Here is a 23,760-nt window from a genome sequence, read left to right as displayed (position 1 = left end):
AAAGTAAAGAATTATGATTGCATTGATAGCAGAGAAGCCCAGCGTGGCAAAGGACATCGCCCGCATCATCGGTGCGACCGGGCGTAATGACGGTTATCTTTCCGGCAACGGGTATATGGTGACATGGGCGTTCGGCCACTTAATCCAGCTTGCCATGCCGGAAGCCTACGGCGTGGCGAACTTCCGCAGGGAGAGCCTGCCCATACTGCCGCCCGATTTCCAGCTAATTCCCCGTCAGGTGAAAGCGGAGAAAGGCTACAAGGCAGACCCCGGCGTGCTGAAACAGTTGAAAGTGATAAAGGAAGTTTTCGACCAGTGCGACAAGATTATTGTCGCCACCGATGCCGGGCGTGAGGGTGAGCTAATCTTCCGCTATATCTTCCATTACCTGAACTGTCGGAAACCATTTGTGCGTCTGTGGATAAGCAGCCTTACCGACAAGGCAATCCGTGAGGGGCTGGATAACTTGCAGCCGGGCGAATATTACGATAACCTCTACCTTTCTGCCAAGTCCCGCAGCGAAGCGGACTGGCTGATAGGGATAAACGCCACCCAAGCGTTGAGCGTTGCCGCCGGGCAGGGGGTGTTCTCACTGGGCAGGGTGCAGACACCCACGCTCGTGATGATATGCAGCCGCTATTTGGAGAACAAGAATTTCGTACCCGCCAAGTTTTGGCAACTCAAAGCGGCGACCGCCAGCGGGGAAATAAGTTTCACCGCCCAATCGACCGCCAAGTGGGAACAGCAGCCCGAAGCCATAGCCGCCCTGCAACGGGTAAAGGATGCCGGGCAACTTGTGGTTAAATCCGTTGAGAGGAAAGAAGCCTGTCAAGAACCGCCGCTTTTGTACGACCTTACCACGCTGCAAAAGGAAGCGAACACGAAGCTGAACTTCTCGGCTGACAAGACGCTTTCCATAGCGCAAAGCCTGTATGAAAAGAAAGTGATGTCCTACCCCCGAACTGGAAGCCGCTATATCCCGGAGGACGTTTTCGATGAAATGCCGGAACGTGTCGCCCTGCTGGGGCAATACCCCCGCTTTGCCGGGTATGCCGCCGGGCTGGACGGTGCGGCACTGAACCGCCGCAGCGTGAACGATAGCAAAGTGACCGACCACCACGCCTTAATCATTACCGAGAACCTGCCCGGCGAACTTTCCAAAGACGAGCGGGCGGTTTACGAGCTGGTAGCCGGGCGTATGCTGGAAGCCTTTTCGGGCAAGTGCGTGAAAGACGTTACCACCGCCTTGCTGTCAGGGGGAGATACCGACTTCACGGTGAAAGGGTCTGTGATGAAAGAAGCCGGGTGGCGTGCCGTGTTCGGCGAGCAGGAAACGGGCGGGGATGAAGAAGCCGCCAGCCTGCCGCCACTCCAAGAGGGAGAATATTTGCCACTCTCCGGCGTGGATCTGCTCGAAAAGCAGACCAAGCCGAAACCGCTGCACACGGAAAGCAGCCTGCTTGCGGCAATGGAGAACGCCGGAAAGGAACTGGAAGATGCCGAACTGAAAGCCAGCCTGAAAGATGCCGGGATAGGCACACCCGCCACCCGTGCGGCGATTATCGAAACGCTGTTCGCCCGCCAGTACATCGTGCGTGAGAAGAAGAACCTTGTACCCACCGACAAGGGGCTTGCCGTTTACAGGATTGTCAGGGACAAGAAGATTGCCGATGTCGAAATGACGGGCATGTGGGAAACCGCCCTTGCCAAGATAGAAGCGGGCAGCATGGATGCCGACATGTTCCGAAAGGGCATTGAGGTGTACGCCGCTCAAATCACGGCGGAATTGCTATCGGTGCAGTTATCTATCGCCAATGGCGAAACTTGTTCCTGCCCCAAATGCAATAACGGGCGCATCCTGTTCTACCCGAAAGTGGCGAAGTGTTCCAACGTGGACTGCACGCTTACCATATTCCGCAACAAGTGCGACAAGCAGCTTTCCGACAAGCAGATTGTCGAGCTGGCGACGAAACGCAAGACAGGGCTAATCAAGGGCTTCAAGGGCAAGAACGGCAAGGCTTTCGATGCTTCGCTTGTGCTGGACGAACAGTTCAATATCGGTTTTTCATTTCCCGAAAAGAAAGCGAAACCGAAGAAATAGCCTATCTTTGCCACTGAAATTTCATTGTGATAGGTTTTACAACTTATAATAATTGAAATTTTAGTGGTTGCGCCCGGCGGGAACCGGGCGCATTTTTTATACGCTCCCGCCAAACAGGTAGGTCGAACAGACCACCCCGTTATCCAGCACCCTGCTTTCCGAGAGTTTCCAATGTGAGCCGAATGTTTCCCCGATAAAGCCGATGCCTTTGCCCGCCATGACTGGGACGGTGTAGATAGTCAGGCTGTCCAGCAATCCGGCTTTAATCAATGAAGTAAGCAGCTTGCCGCCGCCAACTACCAATATGTCGGTTTTCTGTTTCAGTTCATAGACCCTTTGCAGCGGTTCTTCGGTCAGGAACTCCACGCCGCAGTCCGGCGTCACGTTGGTGTCGTAGTGTGACACCACAAAAGACCGCTTGCTTTTGTGCGGCCACCCGCCCCAGTGTTCAAAGATGTAGTTATAGGTGTTCGCCCCCATAAGCAGGCAATCCGCATCCAAATAGTATTTGCCGATGATAGCTTTTACTTTATCAGGCAACCAGTCCAGTTCATAGTCCGGCGTGGCGGTATGCCCGTCCAGCGATACGGCGATGTGCGCTTTGATTTGTTCCATATTGTCAGGTATTAAAGTGATATAAATCCCTACTGTCTTGGCACGTTAGCCGCCACCCCAAAAAGAAAGCGTGGCATGACGCTGTTTCAAAGTAGAGGTACTGGCATACCCAAATGTGGAAACAGTGCAGCCACGCTATGACAAACGCATAGCATATCCTGCGCTGAATATCCCCACATTTTGAAAAGTGCCAGTTTTCTACTTTGGGACGTTCGGCGAACGTATATGTTATATATAAAGGCAATATTCCGGCAACCGCCGTCCAACTGCCGTTACTTTTTTCGTGTAACTTCTGCAAAGTTAAGCAAATACCCTGAATTTTCACGTGCAAACAGAAAAAATCCTGCCGTGTTTCACAACAGGGCAGGACACAAGCACATGAATTACACAAGTTTTATCCATACGCTTATGGACAACTTGTGTTCCATCGAAGATTATATGAACCGATGACAAAACAGCTTTGGTTCGCCGTGTCTTTGGTGATGATGTCCCTTTCCCGCATGAAGCGGATATAGCTCTTTGCGGTGCGTTCCTTGATGTCCAAGACCTGCTGCAACTGCTCGCAAAGGTCTATGTAGGTGATGCGTGTCTGCCGCCCGAAGATGTCACGTGCGACATTCACCAGTTCCCTTTCCTTGCGCTTCTCCTTTTCCTCACGGGGCTTCTCGCCCTTGTACACGTGCATCCCGGCTTCCTCGTCCCAAGCAAAGAGCATCAGAGGAACGTCCAGCGGGCTTCCGTCCCTTACTTTCAGGGCTTTCACGACCGACTGGGCGGGTTCTTCGTCTTTCTCTATCGAAAGGATTGTAGCCGCCTTACGCTGCAACTCGCTGCCCAAATGTCCCCGCAGTTTCAAGCCGTTCGGTACAAAGTGTAGCACACAAAGAATACAGGTGTTGTAGATGCCCGCCAACCGATAAAGTTCATCTATTACCGCCACGCTTTCCGCTTCATCGTTGGCACTCTTAACAAGGTCGGCGATGCCGTCAATGACGACCAACTGGATGCCGCCGTACTGGTAGTAAAACTTATCCATGCTCTGCACAATGGCGTTCAGGCGTTCCTTGCGTGACATACCCGTCAGGCAGAACGCTTTCAGCTCATCGGGTTTGTCCGGCTGTTTGGCACGTGCCAGCAGGTTGCTTACATTCTTGAACAGTTGCACTTCCGACTGTTCGGTGTCATATAGCAAGACCGCCTTGTGCCTGCCGTTGGCGGTTATCTGTATGCCCAGCGTATCTATGTCCGCACCAGCCGGGCAGATGCAGCCCGCCACGATTGCGGCTACATAATTGCTCTTTCCCGTTCCCTCGCCCCCGGTGATGCCGAACAGGTTGCCTTGTGTTCCTAACGGAACGTCACCCGCCGAAATAATCTCTTGCGCTTTGGCGGGCGGGTTGTTGAAATCTATCTCGCACGATTTAAGCATAATCAATGTGTCGCTATACAGGTTGTCTAAAAATTCGATAAACAGTTTCAGGAAATCTTCACGGGTGTTCCCGGCTTTGAAGTAGTCGGATATGTCCTTTTCCTCTTTCGTTCCCGGAAGCGGGAGCAGCAGGCGTTTCACGCCAAATTCTTCCAATAGTTTTTCCTGCTTGCGTGAGCTTTCCCTGCCCGTCTTGTCCATGTCAAAGAGCAGGACGATGTGCTTGAAGCGGAACGTCAGCCGATAAACCAGCGTTGGCGGTATCGTCACCGTTTCGCTGTTGAAGCAGATAGCGTGAAAACCATGCGCCGCCAGCGAAAGCACGTCTTTCTCGCCGCCCGTGATGAATAGCGTGTCGCCTTTGGCGGGCAGTTGCTCCAGCCCGAAACAGTAGTTTTCGCCGAAGCTGCCGCCATAGAGGAAGCGGGGCGTGGAGAACGGGCGGTGCAGCTTGATGTACTGTTTGCCCTTGTAGCCGTACATGGGTTCTGCCACCGATGAAGTGTAGGTGTACGGTTTGCCCTCTGCCGTTTCGCTGTTGTATTCCCGGAGCGAGCAGACCTTGTAATGTTCCAGCAGTTCGGGCGTGATGCCGTACTGTTGCCAGTACACCAGTTCGGCAAGCGGAAATTTCTGTTCCCGGAACTGGTAGGGCTTGACGGGCTTTTCGGGCTTTTCTTCGGGTTTGTCCGGCTCTGCCCGGCGGACGGTTGCCGGGGGAACGGAAACCGGAGTGCCGGAAGCCAGCCCCAAGCCCAAATCCCGGTCAATGATTTCCAGTATCTCCACGAAGTCAGCCGCCCGGTTGCAGTCCAGCCCCTTTAACTGCCCCACGAGGAAGAAGCAGTCGCCGCTGTAACTGTCGTTGCCGAAGTCTTTCATCTTGTAGATACCGCCCCGGCGGTCGAAGTAGATGTTGCAGGAAGCCTTGCTGTCCTCGTACAGCGGGTTAAGGAAGTTGCGACCTATGCGCCAGTTTCCGGGCAGGTAGTGTTTGAATACCGCCAGCCCGTTACTTGTTCTTTCTAAGATTTCCTCTTTCCTTAGCATACAGTTGGTGGTTGGTTATCAGGTTGTCGATGTTCTCTTTGTTGCTCCTAATCAAACGTTCTTCCAGCATCCGGCGTATCTCGCTGACCTTGTAGAAATAACGTCCCCTGATGTTGGAATAGGCGATAGTCCCCGATACCCGCAGGCGTTGCAGGGTCTTTTCGCTTATTTTCAGGAACGTGCAGACCTCGTAGCTGTCCACCCACATATCTTCTTCACTTTGTTTTGCCTTTTCTACATGATTGAATATGTAATCGGCAATGGCAGTAATTTTGTTGTCCAGTTCCTTGTAGGCTTTGGACTCGAATGTTATTATTTCCATAATGGTAACTAATTGATTTGCCGCAAAGTTCGGGTGTCCTGAAAAATAAAACGCCACAGGCGAACCCACCTGTGGCGAAATAAATTTTGTTAAAGAACGGTTGCCTAATCCTGTTCCCTCATGCGCAGCAGCAACCTGTCTTTCAGGGTGGAGAGGAAGCCTGTGCGGTCTTTGGTCTTGGCTTTGAGTTCCATGTAGGTATGGTAGAAGTCGCCGAGGTCGATGTCGAAAACGTATTCAAAATAGGCTACAATCTCCTTAATATCAACCGTTCCCTTGTTCAGACAGCCGCAGGCGTCCAGTGCATAGACAAGCTCCACCAACGCCCTTTTCGTCCCCGTCCAGCGTAGCACCTTTCCTGTGAAGCCGTTCTTCACCCGCTTGCGCTGTTCCCGGCGTTCCAGTTCGTGCAGTCGGTTGGTGAGGTATATTTCCAGCAGTTCGTTGGCTAAAATCTTGGCTACCTTGAAGTCGTGACTGGTGCTGAACTGTGGGTCTGTTTCGTAATAGAAACTGTCCACAATGATTTGTATGTCAGGCTTCCCACGCATGAAATACTGCCTGTCCAAGTAGGTGGCTTTCGTGCGGTGGTACTGGTAGAACGCCAAGTTCCGCTGGAACGACTTTGAAATCCGGTCGGTTTCCGACAGCAGGTAGTCCCGCTGCACGTCCTCGCTGCCGCTGGGAAAGCGCACCTCTATCTTGTAAACGGTGTTGTAATAGATGATTTTGCTTGCTAAAAGCGGTTTCAGTTCCTTGAAGAAGTGTATTTCTTCTTCCGTGCTGGCGAACGGGTAGGAGATTATAAAGGTTTTGAGTTCGCCCAGTATCTCTTGCAGGTAGTCCACGCACAGGCGGCAGAGCGTCAGCGTGTCCGCTGCGGTGTCCTCGTATTCCTGTATCTGCCATTCCACTTTTTGAAGCAGTCCGGCGAAGTATGTTTCCAACGGTATCTTATGTTCCATAACCTTGTGCTTATCTTTTATGAAGCACAAAGTTACGGGCATAAAAAATCTGTTTTATTCTTGATTTTTCACATTACGTTCTTGTAACTGTGCATTTTCTTGTTTCCTGCGCTTTTCTGCGTATCTCGCCCGGTGTGTCCAGCAAGTAAGCCTTGCAGAAGTCGTTCAAGTTCGATGTCGATGCGAACCCGGTGGTGAACGCCACTTCGGTAAGCGTGAGGTTTGTGTTCATCAGGTAGTGTTCCACGTCCTTTACCCGTTCCTTTATCACCCATTCTTTAGCCGTGTACCCGGTCATTTTCTTTACCTTTCGCCGGAACGAGCCGTATTCCATGCCGCATTTATCCGCCAGTTGCTCGGCATCATAGACCATGTAGCCTTTCAGACGTACCATTTCGGTGAACGTCTGCCTGCCCAGTTCCGGCAGCATCCGTTCGGCGTGGCACAGCTCCTTTTCCGTCACCAGCAGGCGGTTGTCCCTTACCGGGTTTCTCCGCAGCAGGTGGAAAGCGTGGCATACCGTGTTGTACACGTTGCATAGGTACTGCCGTCCCGGTCGCATCCAGTGGAGCGCATCGCAGTAGGCGGTCAGTTCGGGTATGTCGTCCCGCTTGCGGTGCTGTTCCGCCAGTTCGTCCAGTATGGCGTAATGTGTGGTGGACATACCCAGCAGAATGATGATTGTCTTGTAGTCCTTGTACGCCGCCAGTGTCGGCGTTTCCGGCAGGCTTTTGAGCGTGTCGCACACGTGGGCGCACAGCCGCCCGTCCTTGCTGAACGGTTCAAGTTCCAAGTAGTTGTCCATTTTCCGGCTGTTGTGCAGCAGCCATGTTACCTTTTCGTCCAGTTCCTTGCAGGACGCTTCCAGTTCCGCTTCGGGAGCGGGCAGCAATAGTGATGTAATCCGTTGTTCCATATCTGATGTTTTATATATGAATGACATATCATTTGTTCCACCTCACGCAATCCGTCCAACCCCATTCATCGAACAGCCATGTTTCTAAGAAGAAAAGTACAAAGGGCAGCAGGAACAGAAAATATGCCTGTAATGCGCTGATATGCTTAGAGCGGCGGTAGCGGTTCAACAATGCCTGTACACGGGCTTTCCTGTATCGTGCAAGAATAAATACACAAATAAACAAAAACATTGCACCTAAATAGCCAAGATGTAAGGACGACCATTGCGGTACATTGTTAATCAGGAGAAAGTTACCGGGCAGAACTACTATCCACCACCAATACCAAAACAGCAGTATAAAACCTGACATCCGTCCTATCTTCTTGCCCCAAACCTCTCCCTTGAAATATAGGTAGTCAAAAAAATAGTATCTGTAATTCGTCCGGTTTGCACGCTGCTTCACTCGTTCAAAATAGTTATCTGTCTTTTTTATTCCTTTATTCATAATGGTTTGGTGAGGGAAAGCGTTCAGGGGTTATCTTTCCTTGTTACCAATGAATTTACTTTTATATATAGCGTACTCTACTGTGTAAGTAGCCAGCTTCACGCCCAAGAACATACCTACAAGCAATATATATGCTACTAAGCAATATTGATTATACAAGAGGTCTTTTAAGAATACAGGTATCAATAAGGCTATGATTGTAGCGTTCTGAAACCACTTCTGTACTTTCAATAAGAGGTTAATGTATAAATGATTTCCTATGTAATTGAACCCCCATTTATAATTATACCGTTTCAGATAAGATAGTGAAAACCACAATCCTACAAGTGAAGTAATAAGGGCTACTCGCCACCATGCTCCCATGTATGGGAACATACCTTTTAAGAATGTCAGCAAAACAACACCTATTATGCTACATTCATATACAATTCTTACTCTTGTTACATTATTCATATATGTACGCTATTGGTTAGAAAGGAGCATCGTCAGATGCTATCTTTCGTTGTTACTAACTTATTAAATCTTTATTGTATAATTTTTAGCCAATGACGATGTGTTATTATAAAATAAAGTAATACAACCAAAATGGGATAAATCATCCATGATATGAAGGAAGAAATCTTTTGGCTATTAAATATTAGAGGTTTACTCCTTATAATTTCCATACCTTTTTTCCTTTTGATATAATACGAACAGAATGTCTTGTATAGTAAAACATAGATTATGATAAAAAACACAAAAGGGGTTTTATAATTGAAATTCTCCTTTATCAGTAGATACGTCAATACTATAACAGGAAGAAATAATATTCCACATATTATCTGTATCGTCCGCTCATGTGGATTTTCCAATATAAATTTATCCCTATTAAATATGAATATCTGATAATACATCGCATCTAAAATGAATTTTGTCATAAAGAGTTATTCGTATTGTTAGTAATGGCTTGGCGGGGAACGGCGTTAGTCCGTTATCCCGGCTTGTTATGAACTTACTTTACCCCTTGTGCCTTTTATAATTTGCATAGCGAGCATTTAGAGTGTCCCGCCATTCTTGGCTTGGGCAAGAGTTTATTAACTGAATATACTTATTCTCATCATCAACGCAAACAGACTCTACAAGTTTTAATAAACTCCACTGCAAATCATAAAAAGCATTTTCAGGAAAGATTTGTACCAACACCATAGCTTCATCAAATGATATGGGAAGTTGTATTTGTTCTAATAAGGCATCATAAGTATTTACTAATTCATCAATACTCTCTGTATCATTGATGCTTTCATTAGGCATACGACCCAAATCTTTCAACTGTAAAATTTCATTTCTCATATCGTGTACTCTAATTGTTCATAATGGTTCAGCAGGGAACGGCTTGCCGTTATCCTGCGTTGTTATCAACCTATTCTATATTCACCATTTATCTGCAATTTCAAATTCGCCGATTGTTTGGGTACAAATGTCAATGTACGGAATAGTCTTGACTATCTTGATGTTTTCAATATCTTCACTTCCTCCCAAAGCCAAAAGTAGAGAATATCCAAAACACTCGTCATAATCTGGAGTTCCGAGTTTTTCTTGTATTATAGGATAATTTTCTAAATCAAACCAGCCTTTCAAGAAACTTTCATTTACCATTACCTTATTAAAAATCGCACGAAGATTGGCAGGAAGTATTAAATATGTTCCGTATCTGACATTCAGATAAACGACGTAATTATTCAGTCTCGGATTCTTTACATAGGCAAAGAGATCGCCGAAAGCCGTACACATGAATGGTAGAAATGATTGGTCATCCTCCTTTTCAAAACAGGAGTTTATCACATCCTGATAATCGGATGGATTGATGAGCTTAAACAGCCCATTACAAAAACTTCCTAACCCGACCTCCTGCCATAAAGTATTCAGTTCGGGATAAGACAAATCAGCATATTTAGCAATAAAAGTATCATCTACTGCTTGCCTCTTGCTATTGAGGCTTTTTTCTAAAAATTCTTCGTACATATTTCTACGTTTTATGGTTGATAATTTATTTATAACCGCACCTTATGGTGTCGTTCCTACACTTCTATAACTGCACCTCACGGATTATCCAGTGTATCAAGGGGATTAGGGATTTTTGCTTTATGGGCACTTGACACATGAAGATAAATGGTTGTGGTCTTGATGTCGTTGTGTCCCAGCAATTCCTGTATCGTGTGCAGGTCTGTTCCCTGTTCCAGCAAGTGTGTGGCAAAGGAGTGGCGCAGCATGTGTACGTGTACACGGTGTTTGATGCCAGCACGATGTGCGGCTTCTTTCAGCACTTTCACCAATGCACTTGCCGAATATTGTTCTCCGGGTGTTTCGCCCTCAAACAACCATTTTTGTGGGCGATATTCCCGGAAGTAGTGCCGTAGTTCTTCCAGCAACTTGGGCGAAAGGAGCGAATAACGGCATTTCTTCCCCTTGCCCATGATGCGAACCGACATTGTTTCACTGTTGATGTCCTGCGGGGTCAGGTTAAGCAATTCGCTTCTTCTAAGTCCGGCAGAGTAAACCAACGAAATCATGCAGTGATGCTTGATGTTGGAAATTTGTGCAAGGATGCGCTTAATTTCATTCTTGCTCAACACTTCGGGCAGGCTCTTGTACTCTTTGGCACGGGTGATACCGCCGTAGTATTGCCGTTTGCCGCCTTTCACCTGCTCGTAATAGAACTTGATAGCATTGATGCGCATATTCTGTTGCGACACCGAGATTTTCTTCTCGTTCACAAGATAGAGTATGTACTTGTTGATGTCCGGCACTTTCAGGCGGTCGATGTTCCGTCCCTTGTGATATTCCATGAAGTCGCTGAAATAGGCACGGTATGTTTTGACGGTCGAGGGGCTGTAACGCTTCTGTTCCAGCAGTTCGAGGTAGCCTTTCGGCAGTGTGTATTCCCTTTTAGGTTTGGGATGCCGCACGTAAACCCGGCTGTAATCAATATAGGCGTGGGGTGAATAGCGGTCGTAGAAATCCGGCAGGCTGAAAGCGGCTGACGCTATGTATGCAGAGCCGTTGCCAGCCATTTCCATGCCTGTGTCTTGGGCGAGCAGTTGGGCGACAGCCTGACTGCTCGCATATTCTATCCGTATGTAGTCTGCACCGTCCCTTGTTTCTTTGTGCAGCACGATGCTTCCTCTTTGTTTCTGAACCTTATCCATGTCGCTGAATTTTGCTTCATGCTCCAAAGATAGAACAAAAATGCCACATTTTGAACATACGTTCAAAAATAATAGAGGTTAAAAAAACAAAACTGTATCAGGCTTTAAGCAGCGAATAGATATAGCGAAAGTTTTCTGCCAGTTCGTCCACGTTCAAACCGTTCAGGAATGCTTGTTCGTATGACAGTCCTAAAAACATTTGCCGGAACATGGTAGCCGTTTTCTTCACGTCCGTGTCACTTCTGATTTCCCCGCTTTCTTTTGCTTTCTGCACGACTTTCGCCCACAGGTCATGGTCATGGCTAAATACTCTTTCGATTTTCTGCCTGATGCCCGGATAGTACGTACGCACTTGTGACAGGAAATGAAAGTAGTAGAAGCTGGAGCTACAATCATGCGGGTCGCCATTGTCGCCAATCAGTTCAACAATCCTTTTCATGGAAGCGGCTACCCCTGCCACGTATTGCCCGATGAACTCTGCCAACGTATCGGCAGGAGTGGCAAACTTGTTTCCCGGTTCGTGCATTTTTAGCACGTATTTGTCTGCCACAGCCATGAATAAATCCAGCTTATGCGGAAAATAATAAACGATACCCGTTTTTGTCACCCCGCAGGCTTTGGCAAGCGTGATGATGCTTGCTTTCTCGTAGTTCATCCTGACAAATACCCCAAATGCTTTATCTATTACTTCTTCACGGTTAGTTATTATCATACACGTTTGTTTTTAATCGGTTACGAAGATACGGATTTTGTTTTAACCATTTGTACCCCAGTGCTTTTTTTTAGTGCAAGGTGCAAGTATATATTTATATATATAGCTTGCACCTTGCACTAACCCAAAAATATTTATTATCAGATATTTGCGAGTTTCAAAAGAATGCAGTATCTTTGAACCCGAAAGTTAGGCAGACAAACACGGTCAAAGTTGGACAGGCTTAACGATTAAAAATCGTTACTGTTTCGTTACCTATTTGAAATTTTGAAAGCAAAGTAGCTGACATATAAGCGGTTAGAGTTATAGGTTCAAAACCCTCTCTCTCCGCCACTTGCAAAGATGCGAATCACATTTGTGATTCGCATCTTTTGTTTGTGATTATTAGCAATGTATTAAATATAACGTGATTGTAGAAACTGAATATGATAAATATATATCCAGTCTTTCATAATAAAAAGCAATATCTGGATCTGCTGCTCCTTGCTGATGAGCAAGAGTCCATGATTGATCGCTATCTTGAACGTGGGGATATGTTTGTATTGTCTGATAACAATGAGGTTAAAGCTTCATGCGTTATAACAGAAGAAGGCGCAGGTGTCTACGAAATTAAAAACATTGCAGTCTATCCACAATTCCAGCGTCAGGGCTATGGAAAGAAGTTGATATCCTTTCTTCTTGAACATTATAAAACTCAATGTCATACAATGCTTGTCGGAACTGGAGACTCTCCTATAACCATATCCTTCTACAAGAATTGCGGATTTGTGTATTCACATCGGATACCCAATTTTTTCATTGATAATTATGATCATCCGATTTTTGAAGATGGTAAACAATTAAAAGATATGATCTACTTAAAAATCAGTAAAAGTAGATAGTTGTAGTTTTTAGAAAAGTTAGGCTGGTCAGAAAGTGGATATAATGATTATATTGTATGCAACCAATTCGGCACTAGCCGTACTTTCAAAGAATATTAGCCCAACTTCATCATGAAGGTGGTTAGGAAGTTGTTTTCCGCAGTCTGTTTAATGTAATCACTTTGTTGGGCTTATGCCTATGTGTGACAAAATTATGTAGAGAAAAAGGTATGTAATAGAATGTATAAACGAATCGTTGAAGAATAAGGCCATTGAAACTATTGAGGTTTCATTGGTATGTTCACCGGTATGATGTTTAAAAGTCCTATCACGGAAATCGAATATTGCAAGTATTCTCTGGACGCAAAAGTTGTATTTGACTCCCCATATTGGTGAGAAGATGATAGTATGAGTCCGATTGGACATGGGGAAGAAAATCCGATGAGTTCTGACCTCTTAAATATCTCAAGTTTATAGAATGAAGGTGGGCGGAATTTCCGCCCACTACTTTTTATAGTGAGCTTCAAACGGCACAAAAAGTAGCAAAAATCCATCCCTTTCTTTTTGTCTTTTTTATGACAATGAGTTGCTTTGGCACAGAATTTGCTTATTTCAATATAAAGAAGTAAAAAGCGTTGTCACAATTATTATTTAGAGTATGAATATTAAAATTGTATTATTTTCTTGTTGTCTTATTTTGGTATCTTCATGTGTCAGTATTCCAAAGGAAACTGCTGAAATGTCTATTTTGCTAGAACATCAAATATCTGTATTAAAAGAGGCTAATAATAACCTTATAACAACTGTATACAAAGAGAAAGAGAATAACTTTATTAATTATTTAGATAATGTTTGGTATCCTCAACATATACAAGCAACTTTTAGTGACTCTATTATTATTAAAGCCTGGAATGAAGCAGTTGAAACTGATAGTCTTCAATATAGGATGAGATTAATACAAAGTATAACAAATTTGTGTTTAAATGAATATAAACAACGAAAGGATTTGGGATTAAAATCAATCCATACTGTAAGGGATTCTATAATAGAAACATTCAATCAGCAGTATGATTTATCATTGAGAATGAATTCTATAATATTAAAAAATACCAAATCCGCTTCAGATTTGCAGGAAAATTATAGAAATTTTATTGATAAAATCTTGCCTATAGAAAAATTGGATTCTATAAATAGTTCGTCTTTGAATAAAATAGATATCCAATTAAATAAAATAAAAAATGGAATTCAAGAAATAGAAGACAAAGTAAATGGTTTAACAAGTAAAAACGACTAAAAATGATAGATATTAAAGAATTGGAAAAAGCGATAAAAAAAGCAGCAATAACTGCAGACGCTAAGACTGCCACAGAAAAAGAAAAAGTAATGGGTAAACTTTTATTTGATAATATTATTGTCGAGTTGCGTAATTCTAGTGTAAGTGAAGATATTATAAATGAACTAGAAAAGGAAATAAATAATGCGACAGATAAGAATGAAGCAATTTTAAGAATTATTCAAAATGGAGGTGAAGTTGCAGATAAGATATCTGCTATAATAAAAAAGATAATTTAGCCATTAAAAATAGCTATAATGCCGAGTTATCTTTTACGCTTTAAGAAAATAAAAGAACAATAAGTCCCCTTTTAATAATATGACTTATTGTTCTTTTAATACATATAAATGACACGGTCCAAAATATTTTATAGTGTCTTTAAATGTATTCTTTTCTCTAATTCAATTATAATTTTATTAGCAACTAATAAATTTTCTTCCAATTCTGATTTGGAAAAAGTTTTACCTTTGTGAACAATGGCATTTCTTGCGATTAACAACTCTTTTAAATCAAGAATGTTGATAACATTAACCAATTGTTGAGAAAGAAATTCCACTATAAAATTTATAGACTTTGCTCTGTCGCTAGGAATCCCATCTTTTAACATCAGTGTTGTACTTAATTGTTCGATAGTACGCCACTTCCTAACAATTTCAAATTCCAAACTATTATTGTCTGCTATATCAGTTCTGACAATTATTTCTTGGCTCTTTGTATTTGTTAATTGAGCATAGATAAACCCTATTATAGTCATAAATGTTCCTAATGCCGCAATTACAAGTCCAATGTCTTTGGTAATATCATACGTGTTGTTCTGATAAATATAGAACATAATACCAAAAACGGCATATACCATTCCCATCATAGAAATCATCAAATATATTCTTCGTCTACGATATTCTTTTGTGATTTCAGAATGTTTATTTGATAATATTTCTTGTTTCGCTTTCAATATATCATGTAAAGATATTTCATCTTCGGTCTTATGAGAACAAGCATTCTGTTTTGCTTTTTCTAATATCATTTCTGTTATTTCTTGCACAGACTGATTAAGAGCCGATTTTGCTGCGTCTGTAAGTTTATTCTGTATATTATCCATTATTATCCTGATTAAAAGTCAAATATATAGTTGTCCCAATAGCAATAAATGTCATTATAATGAACCATGTTACATGGTTAGTATCTTTAAATTTATCCGTATCAAGTAAACTACCCATAATTATAGATGATATAAATGATGCTATTTGGACAACTTTAGTCCACAATGTTTTTTTCTTTACAACCATCATTCGTGGCTGATTGGCAGCCTCTTTTACATTTGATTGTGTAACTTCTGAACTGGTATCATAAATACGCCGACTAGCTTCTATACGACTAGCCTCGTCCACAATATCACTAACAATACGCTGGGATTGATGTACAAGTTCATTTCTAGCTCCTAAGCTAAAGTTGACAATTTTATCGTCGGATATATCAAATTCTATTTTCATTCATGAATTATCTAATAAATACGTTTCTAATATTTTATATGATGTTGCGAAGTTATAAAAAAGAGTCTTAAGTACAAAACATTTAGGAATTTTTTGATGCTATTCTTCATATACAGTTATCATTATTAAACGAGAACGAAAGTTGGTACCTGCCCGAAACAGTCGATATTATATATGTCTATCGTTTGCAGGTCGGTCGATGCCGATGTGTAGTAGATCCGGAACGTTTCTTTCTCCAGCGGGTACAGGTCATTGGGTAGGAACATTGTACCGTTATCCATTTCCTGTTTTTCTTTGCTGTAAGCCAAAAAATAGCGTATCAGGTAGTTTGTAGGCTGGCAGTTGCCCGTTTCAATAGCCATTTGCAAATAAAGATGTGGAAAGGACGGATGACAAAGAAATATATTTTGCCTAAAGAATTATGATATTTTACAAATGTCGTTATTCTAATGAGTTGAGAGTTTTTCAGTGTATCGGGAGTATCGCATTGCAACAATACATGAAAGTCTAAATGTTTGTCGGATTTTCCAAAGATTAGTTTATCTTCGTCCTCTTCTTTTATTAACTCTGTGAATCCGCCACTTCTTTTAATACCAAAAGGTTTTACCATTTGGTCGCGCAGCTTGAGTAAATATTGTATAGGTTTAGGGTGATGAACAAACATTAGGTTAAATAATTCTTTAGCATTTATTCTATGAGAATTTTTTACTATTGCCGTATAAGAGTCAGTATAATCAGCTTCCATTATCGTTTTAATTTGTGAGTTTCAGACTTGTTCTTTTACTTCAATTTTAATTTTGCAATTCTGCTCTCCTTGCAGAATCGAGCCGCAAAGCGTTACAGAGAAGGTTTTGTTGTTCCATAATGTATGTAGAACATAAAGGATGCTTTGCCTTGAACATTCGCAAAGCAAAGGCGTTGATACATAACCTTTTTTGTGAAGCGCACAAGTACATTCTGTGAAATACAAATAGTAGGCTGCACCTTTCTCAATTGTTTCACATTTAACTCCCGGCAATTTGTCTGCATTATGAAAGAAAAGGTCTATATCGCCACTTGCGCTGTCATATAGATCTTTATAAACTTGCAGTGTACCACATTTAACACAGTTGCTTCCGCATTCTGCAAAAAAGGCCTTTCGCTGTTCAGTTGATAGCCGGGCTAATCCTTTTTCAAATCCTTTAAACCAATCAGACAATTCCATGATGATAACGTAAGTAAGGATACAAAGGTACGAAAATGAAATAATAAATGGATAAGTTGATAGAAGTATTTTTACATTGTCCGTTTTAATATAAAATTTATCTTTTGATTAACCTTTGAACTTGCATATTCTATTCCTTTAGTCTTTTCTGAGTCGCGAAGCTGTTATTCGCAATAGCAAAATATATTACTTTCTTGCATCTTTTTTGCCTTTCACTTATCAAATTTCGCATTAAACTTATAACTTTGGGGAGAGTTAATGTTTGATGCTTATGATACAGAAATTCTTGCAGAGATACAGAGAGGCGTTTGGCGATGGCGTACCGTTGCCTGTGGCCTTTGGATATAGTGACACGCCTGTTGAGAAGATAAGGAAGATACCGCGCTGCATGATTGGGGCGATACGCAAGGTGTGCGACGGTCAGGCGCTGACGTTGAGCGTTGACAATGTGCTGTGTGGCGGCGGAAGTCTGTATACACGGTTTGCACCGATGCAGGAACGCATACCGCGCTTTGTTTCGGAACAGGAACACTATAAGCAGACGCCCGAACAGGTTAAGACGTATGTTAGCCGTCTGGGTATCAGTCTGACAGAAAAGCCGTATCTCAACTTTGTGCGTATGGATAAGCTCGCTTCTTTAGATGACGCAGAAGGCATACTGTTTTTTGCCACACCCGATGTGCTTTCAGGCTTGTGCAGCTGGGCTTTCTACGACAATGATGCCGACGATGCCGTATGCACACGCTTTGCTTCAGGATGCTGCAGCATAGTGACATTTGCCGTAAATGAGAACAGAAAACAGGGGCGCAGCTGCTTTATCGGAATGTTAGACCCGTCAGCCCGTCCGCTTGTTCCTGCCAACGAACTGACATTTGTTATTCCGATGCACCGCTTTAATGAAATGATGCAGACGATGGAGCAGTCGGCGCTATTTCAGAAAGCATGCTTGATAGTAAGAAAACGTATTAACGGGGAGATTGGGAAATGAGACAAGAGCTTATACACACCTGTCCGGAACTTGTCGACTATATCAACGATATAGGTTTTCTGCCTTTGCTCCGCATGGGCATTGACGGCTGGTCGGCAGAAGATGCTGTAGACGAAGAATGTCAGTACACACGCCTGCCTGACGGAGGATGGGAATGGCCTTTGTGGGAGTGGAAAGGCTCTGTGCTGCGTGAGAGCCGTTGCGCCTATGGCAAGTTCTTCAAGCATAAAGCCGCGTTCGTAAGCAGTGAGTGGTGGCCTGACTTCTGCAATTATCGCCGCAGCCTTTATCCTTATCCCGAGGAGGGTAGCGTAGAGGAGGCCGTTCTCGCCACGCTGAAAAGCGAAGGGAGCCTTATCACACGCGAACTGCGCGCTGCATGCGGATTTACGGGGCCGAAGATGCGCAGCCGTTTCGATGCCTACTTGACACGACTGGAAATGGGCTGCTATATTGTAACCGAAGACTTTATCTATCCGCGCGACAGACATGGGCGTGAATATGGTTGGGGATGGTCGCTGCTGACAACGCCCGAAAGTCTGTTTGGGCGAGAGGCATGTAGCCCTGACCGCACACCACAGGAGTCATACGATAGGCTGCTTGATCATTTCAGAAAAATATTGCCGTATATGCCTGAAAAGACTTATAACAGTCTGCTCGGGATAAAGTCATGACATCTGCCGAATGCGTCTGCCGGGGCTGTATGCTCTCCGTAGCTTATCCTGCTTATGTTGCCAGGCGGCGTCATGTATCAGCTAAAAGTGAACAAAACGCAGTCATGATTTTGTCTGTAGCGTAAATTATTGTACATTTGCATTGCGCATGCACGAAACATGCTACTGACGACAAAAAATATGAGAACACAAGTGTTGATGGCGAAAGATGCATTCATCAGGCTGCATGCACATGCTCAGATGTATGGCGGCTTCATACATCTGAGCGGTAATGACTGTGATTAAATGCCTTTGATGCCAACAAGGCCGACCGTCGCCCTGCACGACCTTCGGACAGATATATGCTTAAACATTGTAACTAATATGAAAACCGAAAAACAACATCTTTTGAAGAAAGACGGGATAAGCTATGTTGTTCCGTTCATACTGATTACGTCATGTTTTGCCCTGTGGGGCTTTGCCAACGACATAACAAACCCGATGGTAAAGGCCTTTTCAAAGATATTCAGAATGAGCGTCACTGACGGCGCTCTGGTTCAGGTGGCCTTCTATGGCGGCTATTTTGCAATGGCATTTCCCGCTGCCATCTTCATACGCAAATATTCTTATAAGGCAGGCGTGCTCATGGGGCTGCTGCTTTATGCCGTAGGCGCGTTTATGTTCTTCCCGGCCAAGTACACAGGCTGCTATTATTCGTTCCTGCTGGCCTACTTCATACTTACCTGCGGCCTGTCGTTCCTTGAGACGAGCTGCAACCCTTACATTTTGTCGATGGGCACCGAAGAGACGGCTACAAGGCGTCTTAACCTTGCCCAGTCGTTCAATCCCATCGGGTCGCTGCTGGGTATGTATGTAGCAATGAACTTCATTCAGGCGCGCCTCAATCCGCTTGACTCCGATGCACGCGAGCAGCTCAGCGAGGCCGAGTATGCCGTGGTGAGAGACTCCGACCTGAGCATTCTCATACAGCCTTACGTGATAATAGGCGTGGTGATTCTCTTTATGGTCTTTCTGCTGATGATTGTGCGCATGCCGAAAAACGCAGAGAAGCAGGACGGCAACTTCATGTCTACCATCAGGCACATCTTCCGCCTGCCTCATTATCGTGAGGGAGTGATAGCCCAGTTCTTTTATGTCGGTGCGCAGATTATGTGCTGGACGTTTATCATACAGTATGGTACTCATCTGCTCATGCAGACAGGTATGTCGGAGAAAGACGCCGAGGTGATGTCGCAGCATTACAACATCATAGCCATGGTAATCTTCTGCTGCAGCCGCTTCATCTGCACGTTCTTCCTAAAGTTCTTCAATGCCGGCGCCATGCTTGCCACGTTGGCCGTGGTGGCTGTATTTCTGCTTATAGGAGTGATATTCATGCAGAACATCTATGGTCTTTACTGTCTTGTCGGCGTTTCTGCCTGCATGTCACTGATGTTCCCCACGATCTACGGAATAGCCTTATATGGATTGGGCGAGTCGGCCAAGTTTGGTGCCGCCGGACTTATCATGGCCATACTTGGCGGAAGCGTTCTGCCTCCGTTGCAGGCTCTTATCATCGATCAGGGATATGTTATGGGGTTGCCGGCTGTCAACGTGTCGTTTGTGCTGCCGCTAATCTGTTTCCTCGTGATAATATGGTATGGCGTGCGCTCTTATTCGCGCATCGCTTCTCGTTCGTAAAAACAGAAAAAAACAATGCGCAATTAACAACTAAAAATTAAAAGTGAAAAACGTCTGACGGAAATGAAAAATTAAAAGTGAAGAGTGAAAAATCCAATTGCATAGTGCTACAAGTAGAAACCACAATACATTTGGATTTTCGTTTTTCACTTTTAACTTTTCACTTTCGTAAGACGCACTACGTTTGCTATTGTGCCGGCGGATCTGTGCTCCGCCGGAAGTGAGTATAAGGATTTTTTAATCCGATTACTTCCTATTTGCTATTACATCATGTAGACTTCATTTAAACATGCGGTATTTTAAGCGGATTGAAAATCCTGATAATATCTACCGGCAGATTGCAAATCAGCCGGCACAATAGCAACGTAGTGCTTGCGACAGAAGTCCTCAAAGCATTTGGATTTTTCACTCTTCACTTTTCACTTAGAAAATGCTCCTTTAACTACTCTAACTACCGAGAAACAAAAGCCTCCCCACGGGGGAGGTTTGGTGGGGCTTTCACTTTCGTGTCAGCAGCGAATACAGATATTTGAAGTTTTCTTTAAGTTCATTGGTGTCGAGGCCGTTAAGGAAGGCGTGTTCGTATGATATGCCGTAGAATACCTGCCTGAACATCCGTGCCGTTGTCGTAACGTCCACGTCGCTCCTTATCTCGCCCTTGTCCTTAGACCTCTGTATCACCGTTGACCACATCTCATAGTCCTTGCTGAAGATGTCTTCAATCTTCTGTCTTATGCCGGGATAATACATGCGGACCTGCGAAAGAAAGTGGATATAATAGAAGTTCGGGCAGCAGTCGTATGGGTTGTTGCCGTCGTTCACAAGACTTACAATTCCGTTCATTGCCTTCGACACTCCAGCCACATACTGATCTATAAATTCCGCCAGTGTGTCTGCCGGCTGGTCAAACTTGTTTACGGGGTTCTGCAGTTGTATGAAGAACTTGTCGGCCACGGCAACAAACAGGTCAAGTTTATGCGGAAAATAATACACTATTCCGGTCTTTGCAAGTCCGCAAGCCTTCGCCAGTGTGCTGATGCTTGCCTTTTCGTAGTTCATTTTCAGGAAAACCCTAAAAGCCTTGTCTATCACTTCTTCGCGGTTTGTTATCATAATCGTTTTTGTTTTCAGCTGCGAAGATACAATATTTTTTACTTTTCAGCTGTATGTTGTGATGCTTTTTATGGAGCAAATGGCCGATAAGGAATGTCTTTGGCCATGCATTGTTGCATGTATGCTATTTGTCTTATTATCAGATACTTAACGACGCCGTTGTAAAACATGCCCTTTTAGCGTGCAATTTGCCGCTTTTTATGAGCTAAAAGACGGCAAATTACAATGCAAAAGGTATGCTTTTATATTTCAGGCCTTTTGCATGTGCTAAATAGGCGGCATATTCGTGATGTGGATAACAGGATTGTTATACAATTCCTTTTATGCAGGCAAACCTGCCGTCAGGTATATGTCCTGTCAGAACCTCTCTGTTATGCTCCGTTCTTATTTATCCGATGCTTTTTCCTGCATTCTCGTACACTTCTGTTATTTCCTCCTCGGTGGTGAGGTTGAAGTCGCCGGGTATGCTGTTCTTGATGGCAGATGCGGTGAGGGCGAAGTTGATGTCCTTCGGGCTGTCGTCGCCAAACTTCAGCAGGGCATGAATGTATGCGGCTATGAAGGCGTCGCCTGCACCCATAGGGTCGATGACGTTGTCTATGTCGTAGATGCGTGCAGGATAGATGTTGCCGTCTGACCAGAGAACGCCTGACAGTATGTGATGGTTGGCCGAAAGGGTGTTGCGCAGGGCAAGAATCATCTTGCGGCACTTGGGGAACATGTCTTTTGCCTTGCTGAAAAACTCTTTATGGCTTTGGATGTCGAAGGTGAAAGCTGGCGACGTGGCAGTAAATTTCGGCGGAGTGATGCCCGTGAGAAGTTGCCATTCGCCTTCGGTGCCGAACATTATGTCGCATTTCTTGGCCAGCGGCAGCAGAATGTCGTGAGCGCTCTTGCCGTATTTCCACAGATTCTTGCGGTAGTTTATGTCGAAAGATATTGCAAGGCCCTGTCTTTCTGCTTCGCACACGGCCTCTTCGGTAACGTCGGCAGCGCTTTGTGACAGGGCGCAGGATATGCCCGACCAATGGAAGACGGATGCATCGGCAAATGCGTCAGCCCAGTTGATTGTGCCTTTGGCAACGGTGGTCATTGACGAGTCGGCACGGTCGTAAACTACGCTCGAGCCGCGCATGGCTGCCGCATTCTCATAATAGTAGGTGCCGAGACGTATGCCGCCGCGGGTTACAAAGCGAGTGCCTACGTTGTATTTTCTGAGTTCGTTAAGGCAAGCCTGACCTAATTTGTTGTCGGGCAGGCGTGTAACATATTCGACATCATCGCCTAGCATGGCCAGCGACACGGCAACATTGGCCTCGCTGCCTCCGAAATATCCGTCCCATGTGCTTCCCTGTATGATGCGCAGCTTCTCCGGACGTGTCATGCGCAGCATAATTTCACCAAACGTAACTATTTTCTGTCTCATGTCAATTTTTGTTTGTCCTGTCTGTTTCTTCAGGCAAGTGGTGTTGTAGTTTGTTTATCTCTTTGCACGTTTGTCTAAAAAGCAGACTGCTGTTTTCAAGATGTAAAGATAGCTATTTTTGTTTGTTGCCATAGCGGATGAATGTGAAAATAATGTGAATGTTTAGAATATTTATGACAAAATGCTTTTAGAAAGCCCTCTGCCCATAAGGCGGATTATGCGGAATGAAGGGCGACGTAAGTTAGTTTCTTATAGCCGGACAATAAAACAGCCATTATTTTTTGTTAAGTAAATAATTTCTGCGGTTATCGTTATTCTTTGTATTTTTGCAGGGTATAGACAGGCAGACAGTTGACTATAATTTTTTGTTTATGGAGATAATAATTCAGAACGACAGCTTAAGCCATAGAGAATGTTCTGTTCTGGGACTTAATGAGGTCTTTGCTGAGGACTGTGAGAGGCAGGCCTTGCTGTTCGACGGCTTTATTTTCGGCGTCTGCCTTCGGGGCGAGGCGTCGGTGAGGATAAACGGAACAGTGTTTGATGTGGTGCCCGGCAAGGTGTTTGCCGTTTTGCCAAAGCATTTGTTCTCAGCCGTGTCATATTCAGCAGATATCGACGTAAGACTGATTTTTGTTCCTATTGACATTGTCTGTAAATTGCCGTTGTCGCCTAATTTTGACTCATTGAGGAACACGGCGTCAAATCCCTGTGTCGACGGTGGAGAGTGGACCGCTGATCTCGGGGCGCTGTGCGACATTATGATGAGGCATGACTATACTGCGGGCAAGGGCGAAGACATAATGATGTCGCTGGTATGCTCGGCAGCACTGATATTGTCTGATCTCTTTGAAGGCAGCGGCCATGACATAAAGAAAACGCTGTCGAGACAAGAAGCTTTGGCAGGAAACTTCTTTGAACTGCTTTTCAGCCATTTCGAATCAGAACGTAGCGTGGCTTTTTATGCCGACAAGCTATGTGTAAGTCCAAAGTATCTTTCTGTTGCCGTAAGGAGCGTCAGCGGGTGTTCCGTACAGAAATGGATAAACGAGATTGTACTGGCCGAGGCCAAACGCTATCTGTGTACAACGGAAATGACAATACAGCAGATATCAGAAAAACTGCATTTTGCAAGTCCGTCTTCATTTGTCAGGTTTTTCAGGCAGCACACGCTGACAACTCCTTTGGCGTACAGGAAAGACTAATTATG

25 protein-coding genes and 1 pseudogene are annotated in these 23,760 nt (G+C 44.4%); 8 read left to right on the top strand and 18 right to left on the bottom strand.

The genetic code is table 11. The annotated features are described in order from the left end of the window. The first annotated feature begins 13 nt into the window (after window positions 1–13). Entirely contained in the window at window positions 14–2,101 is a 2,088-nt protein-coding gene (locus ACU52_RS09690) for a type IA DNA topoisomerase (protein ID WP_004309983.1), read from the top strand. Between the two features lie 96 nt (window positions 2,102–2,197). On the opposite strand, the gene ACU52_RS09685 is transcribed toward ACU52_RS09690, so the two are convergent. The 11 genes from ACU52_RS09685 to ACU52_RS09630 all read right to left on the bottom strand — a co-directional run bounded on the left by ACU52_RS09685 (window position 2,198) and on the right by ACU52_RS09630 (window position 11,782). Beyond that, complete coding sequence (locus tag ACU52_RS09685; protein WP_004309984.1) at window positions 2,198–2,716, bottom strand: dihydrofolate reductase family protein; 519 nt, start codon at window positions 2,714–2,716, stop codon at window positions 2,198–2,200. Window positions 2,717–3,122: 406 nt separating this feature from the next. Beyond that, entirely contained in the window at window positions 3,123–5,195 is a 2,073-nt protein-coding gene (locus ACU52_RS09680) for a bifunctional DNA primase/helicase (protein ID WP_053398658.1), read from the bottom strand. After that, window positions 5,158–5,517: a helix-turn-helix domain-containing protein gene (locus ACU52_RS09675; RefSeq protein WP_004309986.1), complete on the bottom strand. Its 360-nt coding sequence runs from the start codon at window positions 5,515–5,517 to the stop codon at window positions 5,158–5,160. The genes ACU52_RS09680 and ACU52_RS09675 overlap by 38 nt, the downstream gene beginning before the upstream one ends. A 104-nt stretch (window positions 5,518–5,621) precedes the next feature. Beyond that, entirely contained in the window at window positions 5,622–6,524 is a 903-nt protein-coding gene (locus ACU52_RS09670; RefSeq protein ID WP_004309987.1) for an RteC domain-containing protein, read from the bottom strand. 31 nt (window positions 6,525–6,555) lie between these two features. Next, entirely contained in the window at window positions 6,556–7,398 is an 843-nt protein-coding gene (locus tag ACU52_RS09665; RefSeq protein WP_053398678.1) for a helix-turn-helix domain-containing protein, read from the bottom strand. Between the two features lie 28 nt (window positions 7,399–7,426). Further along, complete coding sequence (locus ACU52_RS09660) at window positions 7,427–7,885, bottom strand: hypothetical protein (protein WP_004309989.1); 459 nt, start codon at window positions 7,883–7,885, stop codon at window positions 7,427–7,429. Window positions 7,886–8,409: 524 nt separating this feature from the next. Beyond that, on the bottom strand, window positions 8,410–8,802 hold the full coding sequence (locus tag ACU52_RS15900; RefSeq protein WP_010803471.1) for a hypothetical protein: 393 nt from the start codon (window positions 8,800–8,802) through the stop codon (window positions 8,410–8,412). 79 nt (window positions 8,803–8,881) lie between these two features. Continuing rightward, window positions 8,882–9,214, bottom strand: coding sequence for a hypothetical protein (locus ACU52_RS09645; protein WP_032535954.1), 333 nt, complete (start codon window positions 9,212–9,214; stop codon window positions 8,882–8,884). Window positions 9,215–9,295: 81 nt separating this feature from the next. Further along, window positions 9,296–9,886 carry a T6SS immunity protein Tdi1 domain-containing protein gene (locus ACU52_RS09640; RefSeq protein WP_004309992.1) on the bottom strand — a complete coding sequence of 197 codons (591 nt, stop codon included), beginning with the start codon at window positions 9,884–9,886 and terminating at the stop codon, window positions 9,296–9,298. A gap of 77 nt (window positions 9,887–9,963) precedes the next feature. Next, the gene (locus ACU52_RS09635; protein WP_004309994.1) at window positions 9,964–11,070 is read right to left on the bottom strand and encodes a tyrosine-type recombinase/integrase; all 1,107 of its coding nucleotides are present in this window, start codon (window positions 11,068–11,070) and stop codon (window positions 9,964–9,966) included. Between the two features lie 97 nt (window positions 11,071–11,167). Continuing rightward, complete coding sequence (locus tag ACU52_RS09630; protein WP_004309995.1) at window positions 11,168–11,782, bottom strand: TetR/AcrR family transcriptional regulator; 615 nt, start codon at window positions 11,780–11,782, stop codon at window positions 11,168–11,170. A gap of 425 nt (window positions 11,783–12,207) precedes the next feature. On the opposite strand from ACU52_RS09630, the gene ACU52_RS09625 reads away from it, so the two are divergent. From ACU52_RS09625 to ACU52_RS09615, 3 genes are all read left to right on the top strand, one after another. Next, on the top strand, window positions 12,208–12,663 hold the full coding sequence (locus ACU52_RS09625) for a GNAT family N-acetyltransferase (protein ID WP_053398657.1): 456 nt from the start codon (window positions 12,208–12,210) through the stop codon (window positions 12,661–12,663). Between the two features lie 637 nt (window positions 12,664–13,300). After that, window positions 13,301–13,936: a hypothetical protein gene (locus tag ACU52_RS09620; protein ID WP_053398656.1), complete on the top strand. Its 636-nt coding sequence runs from the start codon at window positions 13,301–13,303 to the stop codon at window positions 13,934–13,936. A gap of 2 nt (window positions 13,937–13,938) precedes the next feature. Continuing rightward, window positions 13,939–14,214 (top strand): hypothetical protein, encoded by a 276-nt coding sequence (locus ACU52_RS09615; RefSeq protein WP_053398655.1) that lies wholly within the window; start codon window positions 13,939–13,941, stop codon window positions 14,212–14,214. A gap of 128 nt (window positions 14,215–14,342) precedes the next feature. Here the strand turns inward: ACU52_RS09615 and ACU52_RS09610 are convergent, their stop codons facing one another. The 5 genes and pseudogenes from ACU52_RS09610 to ACU52_RS09595 form a co-directional block, all read right to left on the bottom strand. Beyond that, complete coding sequence (locus ACU52_RS09610) at window positions 14,343–15,074, bottom strand: hypothetical protein (RefSeq protein WP_053398654.1); 732 nt, start codon at window positions 15,072–15,074, stop codon at window positions 14,343–14,345. Beyond that, window positions 15,067–15,465: a hypothetical protein gene (locus tag ACU52_RS09605; RefSeq protein WP_053398653.1), complete on the bottom strand. Its 399-nt coding sequence runs from the start codon at window positions 15,463–15,465 to the stop codon at window positions 15,067–15,069. Before ACU52_RS09605 ends, ACU52_RS09610 begins: the two co-directional genes overlap by 8 nt. Before the next feature lie 106 nt (window positions 15,466–15,571). After that, window positions 15,572–15,812, bottom strand: a pseudogene (locus ACU52_RS09600) (TraQ conjugal transfer family protein); the annotation flags it as partial. Then, window positions 15,785–16,210 (bottom strand): DUF2867 domain-containing protein, encoded by a 426-nt coding sequence (locus ACU52_RS14770; RefSeq protein WP_082335239.1) that lies wholly within the window; start codon window positions 16,208–16,210, stop codon window positions 15,785–15,787. The pseudogene ACU52_RS09600 and the gene ACU52_RS14770, both read right to left, overlap by 28 nt. A gap of 21 nt (window positions 16,211–16,231) precedes the next feature. Next, the gene (locus ACU52_RS09595) at window positions 16,232–16,669 is read right to left on the bottom strand and encodes a hypothetical protein (protein ID WP_053398652.1); all 438 of its coding nucleotides are present in this window, start codon (window positions 16,667–16,669) and stop codon (window positions 16,232–16,234) included. A gap of 271 nt (window positions 16,670–16,940) precedes the next feature. Between ACU52_RS09595 and ACU52_RS09590 the strand changes: the two genes are divergently transcribed. The 3 genes from ACU52_RS09590 (at window position 16,941) to fucP (ending at window position 20,011) form a co-directional block, all read left to right on the top strand. Further along, window positions 16,941–17,657: a DUF169 domain-containing protein gene (locus ACU52_RS09590; protein WP_053398677.1), complete on the top strand. Its 717-nt coding sequence runs from the start codon at window positions 16,941–16,943 to the stop codon at window positions 17,655–17,657. Beyond that, complete coding sequence (locus ACU52_RS09585; protein ID WP_053398651.1) at window positions 17,654–18,331, top strand: AlkZ-related protein; 678 nt, start codon at window positions 17,654–17,656, stop codon at window positions 18,329–18,331. The genes ACU52_RS09590 and ACU52_RS09585 overlap by 4 nt, the downstream gene beginning before the upstream one ends. 363 nt (window positions 18,332–18,694) lie before the next feature. Further along, a complete protein-coding gene (gene fucP, locus ACU52_RS09580) occupies window positions 18,695–20,011 on the top strand; it encodes an L-fucose:H+ symporter permease (RefSeq protein ID WP_021854792.1) in 1,317 nt (438 codons plus the stop codon). Between the two features lie 498 nt (window positions 20,012–20,509). Here the strand turns inward: fucP and ACU52_RS09575 are convergent, their stop codons facing one another. Together ACU52_RS09575 and ACU52_RS09570 are read right to left on the bottom strand one after the other, a co-directional pair. Beyond that, complete coding sequence (locus ACU52_RS09575) at window positions 20,510–21,124, bottom strand: TetR/AcrR family transcriptional regulator (protein ID WP_053398650.1); 615 nt, start codon at window positions 21,122–21,124, stop codon at window positions 20,510–20,512. Between the two features lie 388 nt (window positions 21,125–21,512). Continuing rightward, entirely contained in the window at window positions 21,513–22,550 is a 1,038-nt protein-coding gene (locus ACU52_RS09570; RefSeq protein WP_053398649.1) for a sugar kinase, read from the bottom strand. Window positions 22,551–22,921: 371 nt separating this feature from the next. Here ACU52_RS09570 and ACU52_RS09565 point away from each other — a divergent pair, with 371 nt between their 5' ends. After that, entirely contained in the window at window positions 22,922–23,755 is an 834-nt protein-coding gene (locus ACU52_RS09565) for an AraC family transcriptional regulator (RefSeq protein WP_053398648.1), read from the top strand. The last annotated feature ends 5 nt before the right edge of the window (window positions 23,756–23,760 follow it).

It is taken from the genome of Xylanibacter rarus (assembly GCF_001275135.1).
Taxonomy (GTDB): Bacteria; Bacteroidota; Bacteroidia; order Bacteroidales; family Bacteroidaceae; genus Prevotella; species Prevotella rara.
This window is presented reverse-complemented; position numbering and strand designations above follow the sequence as displayed.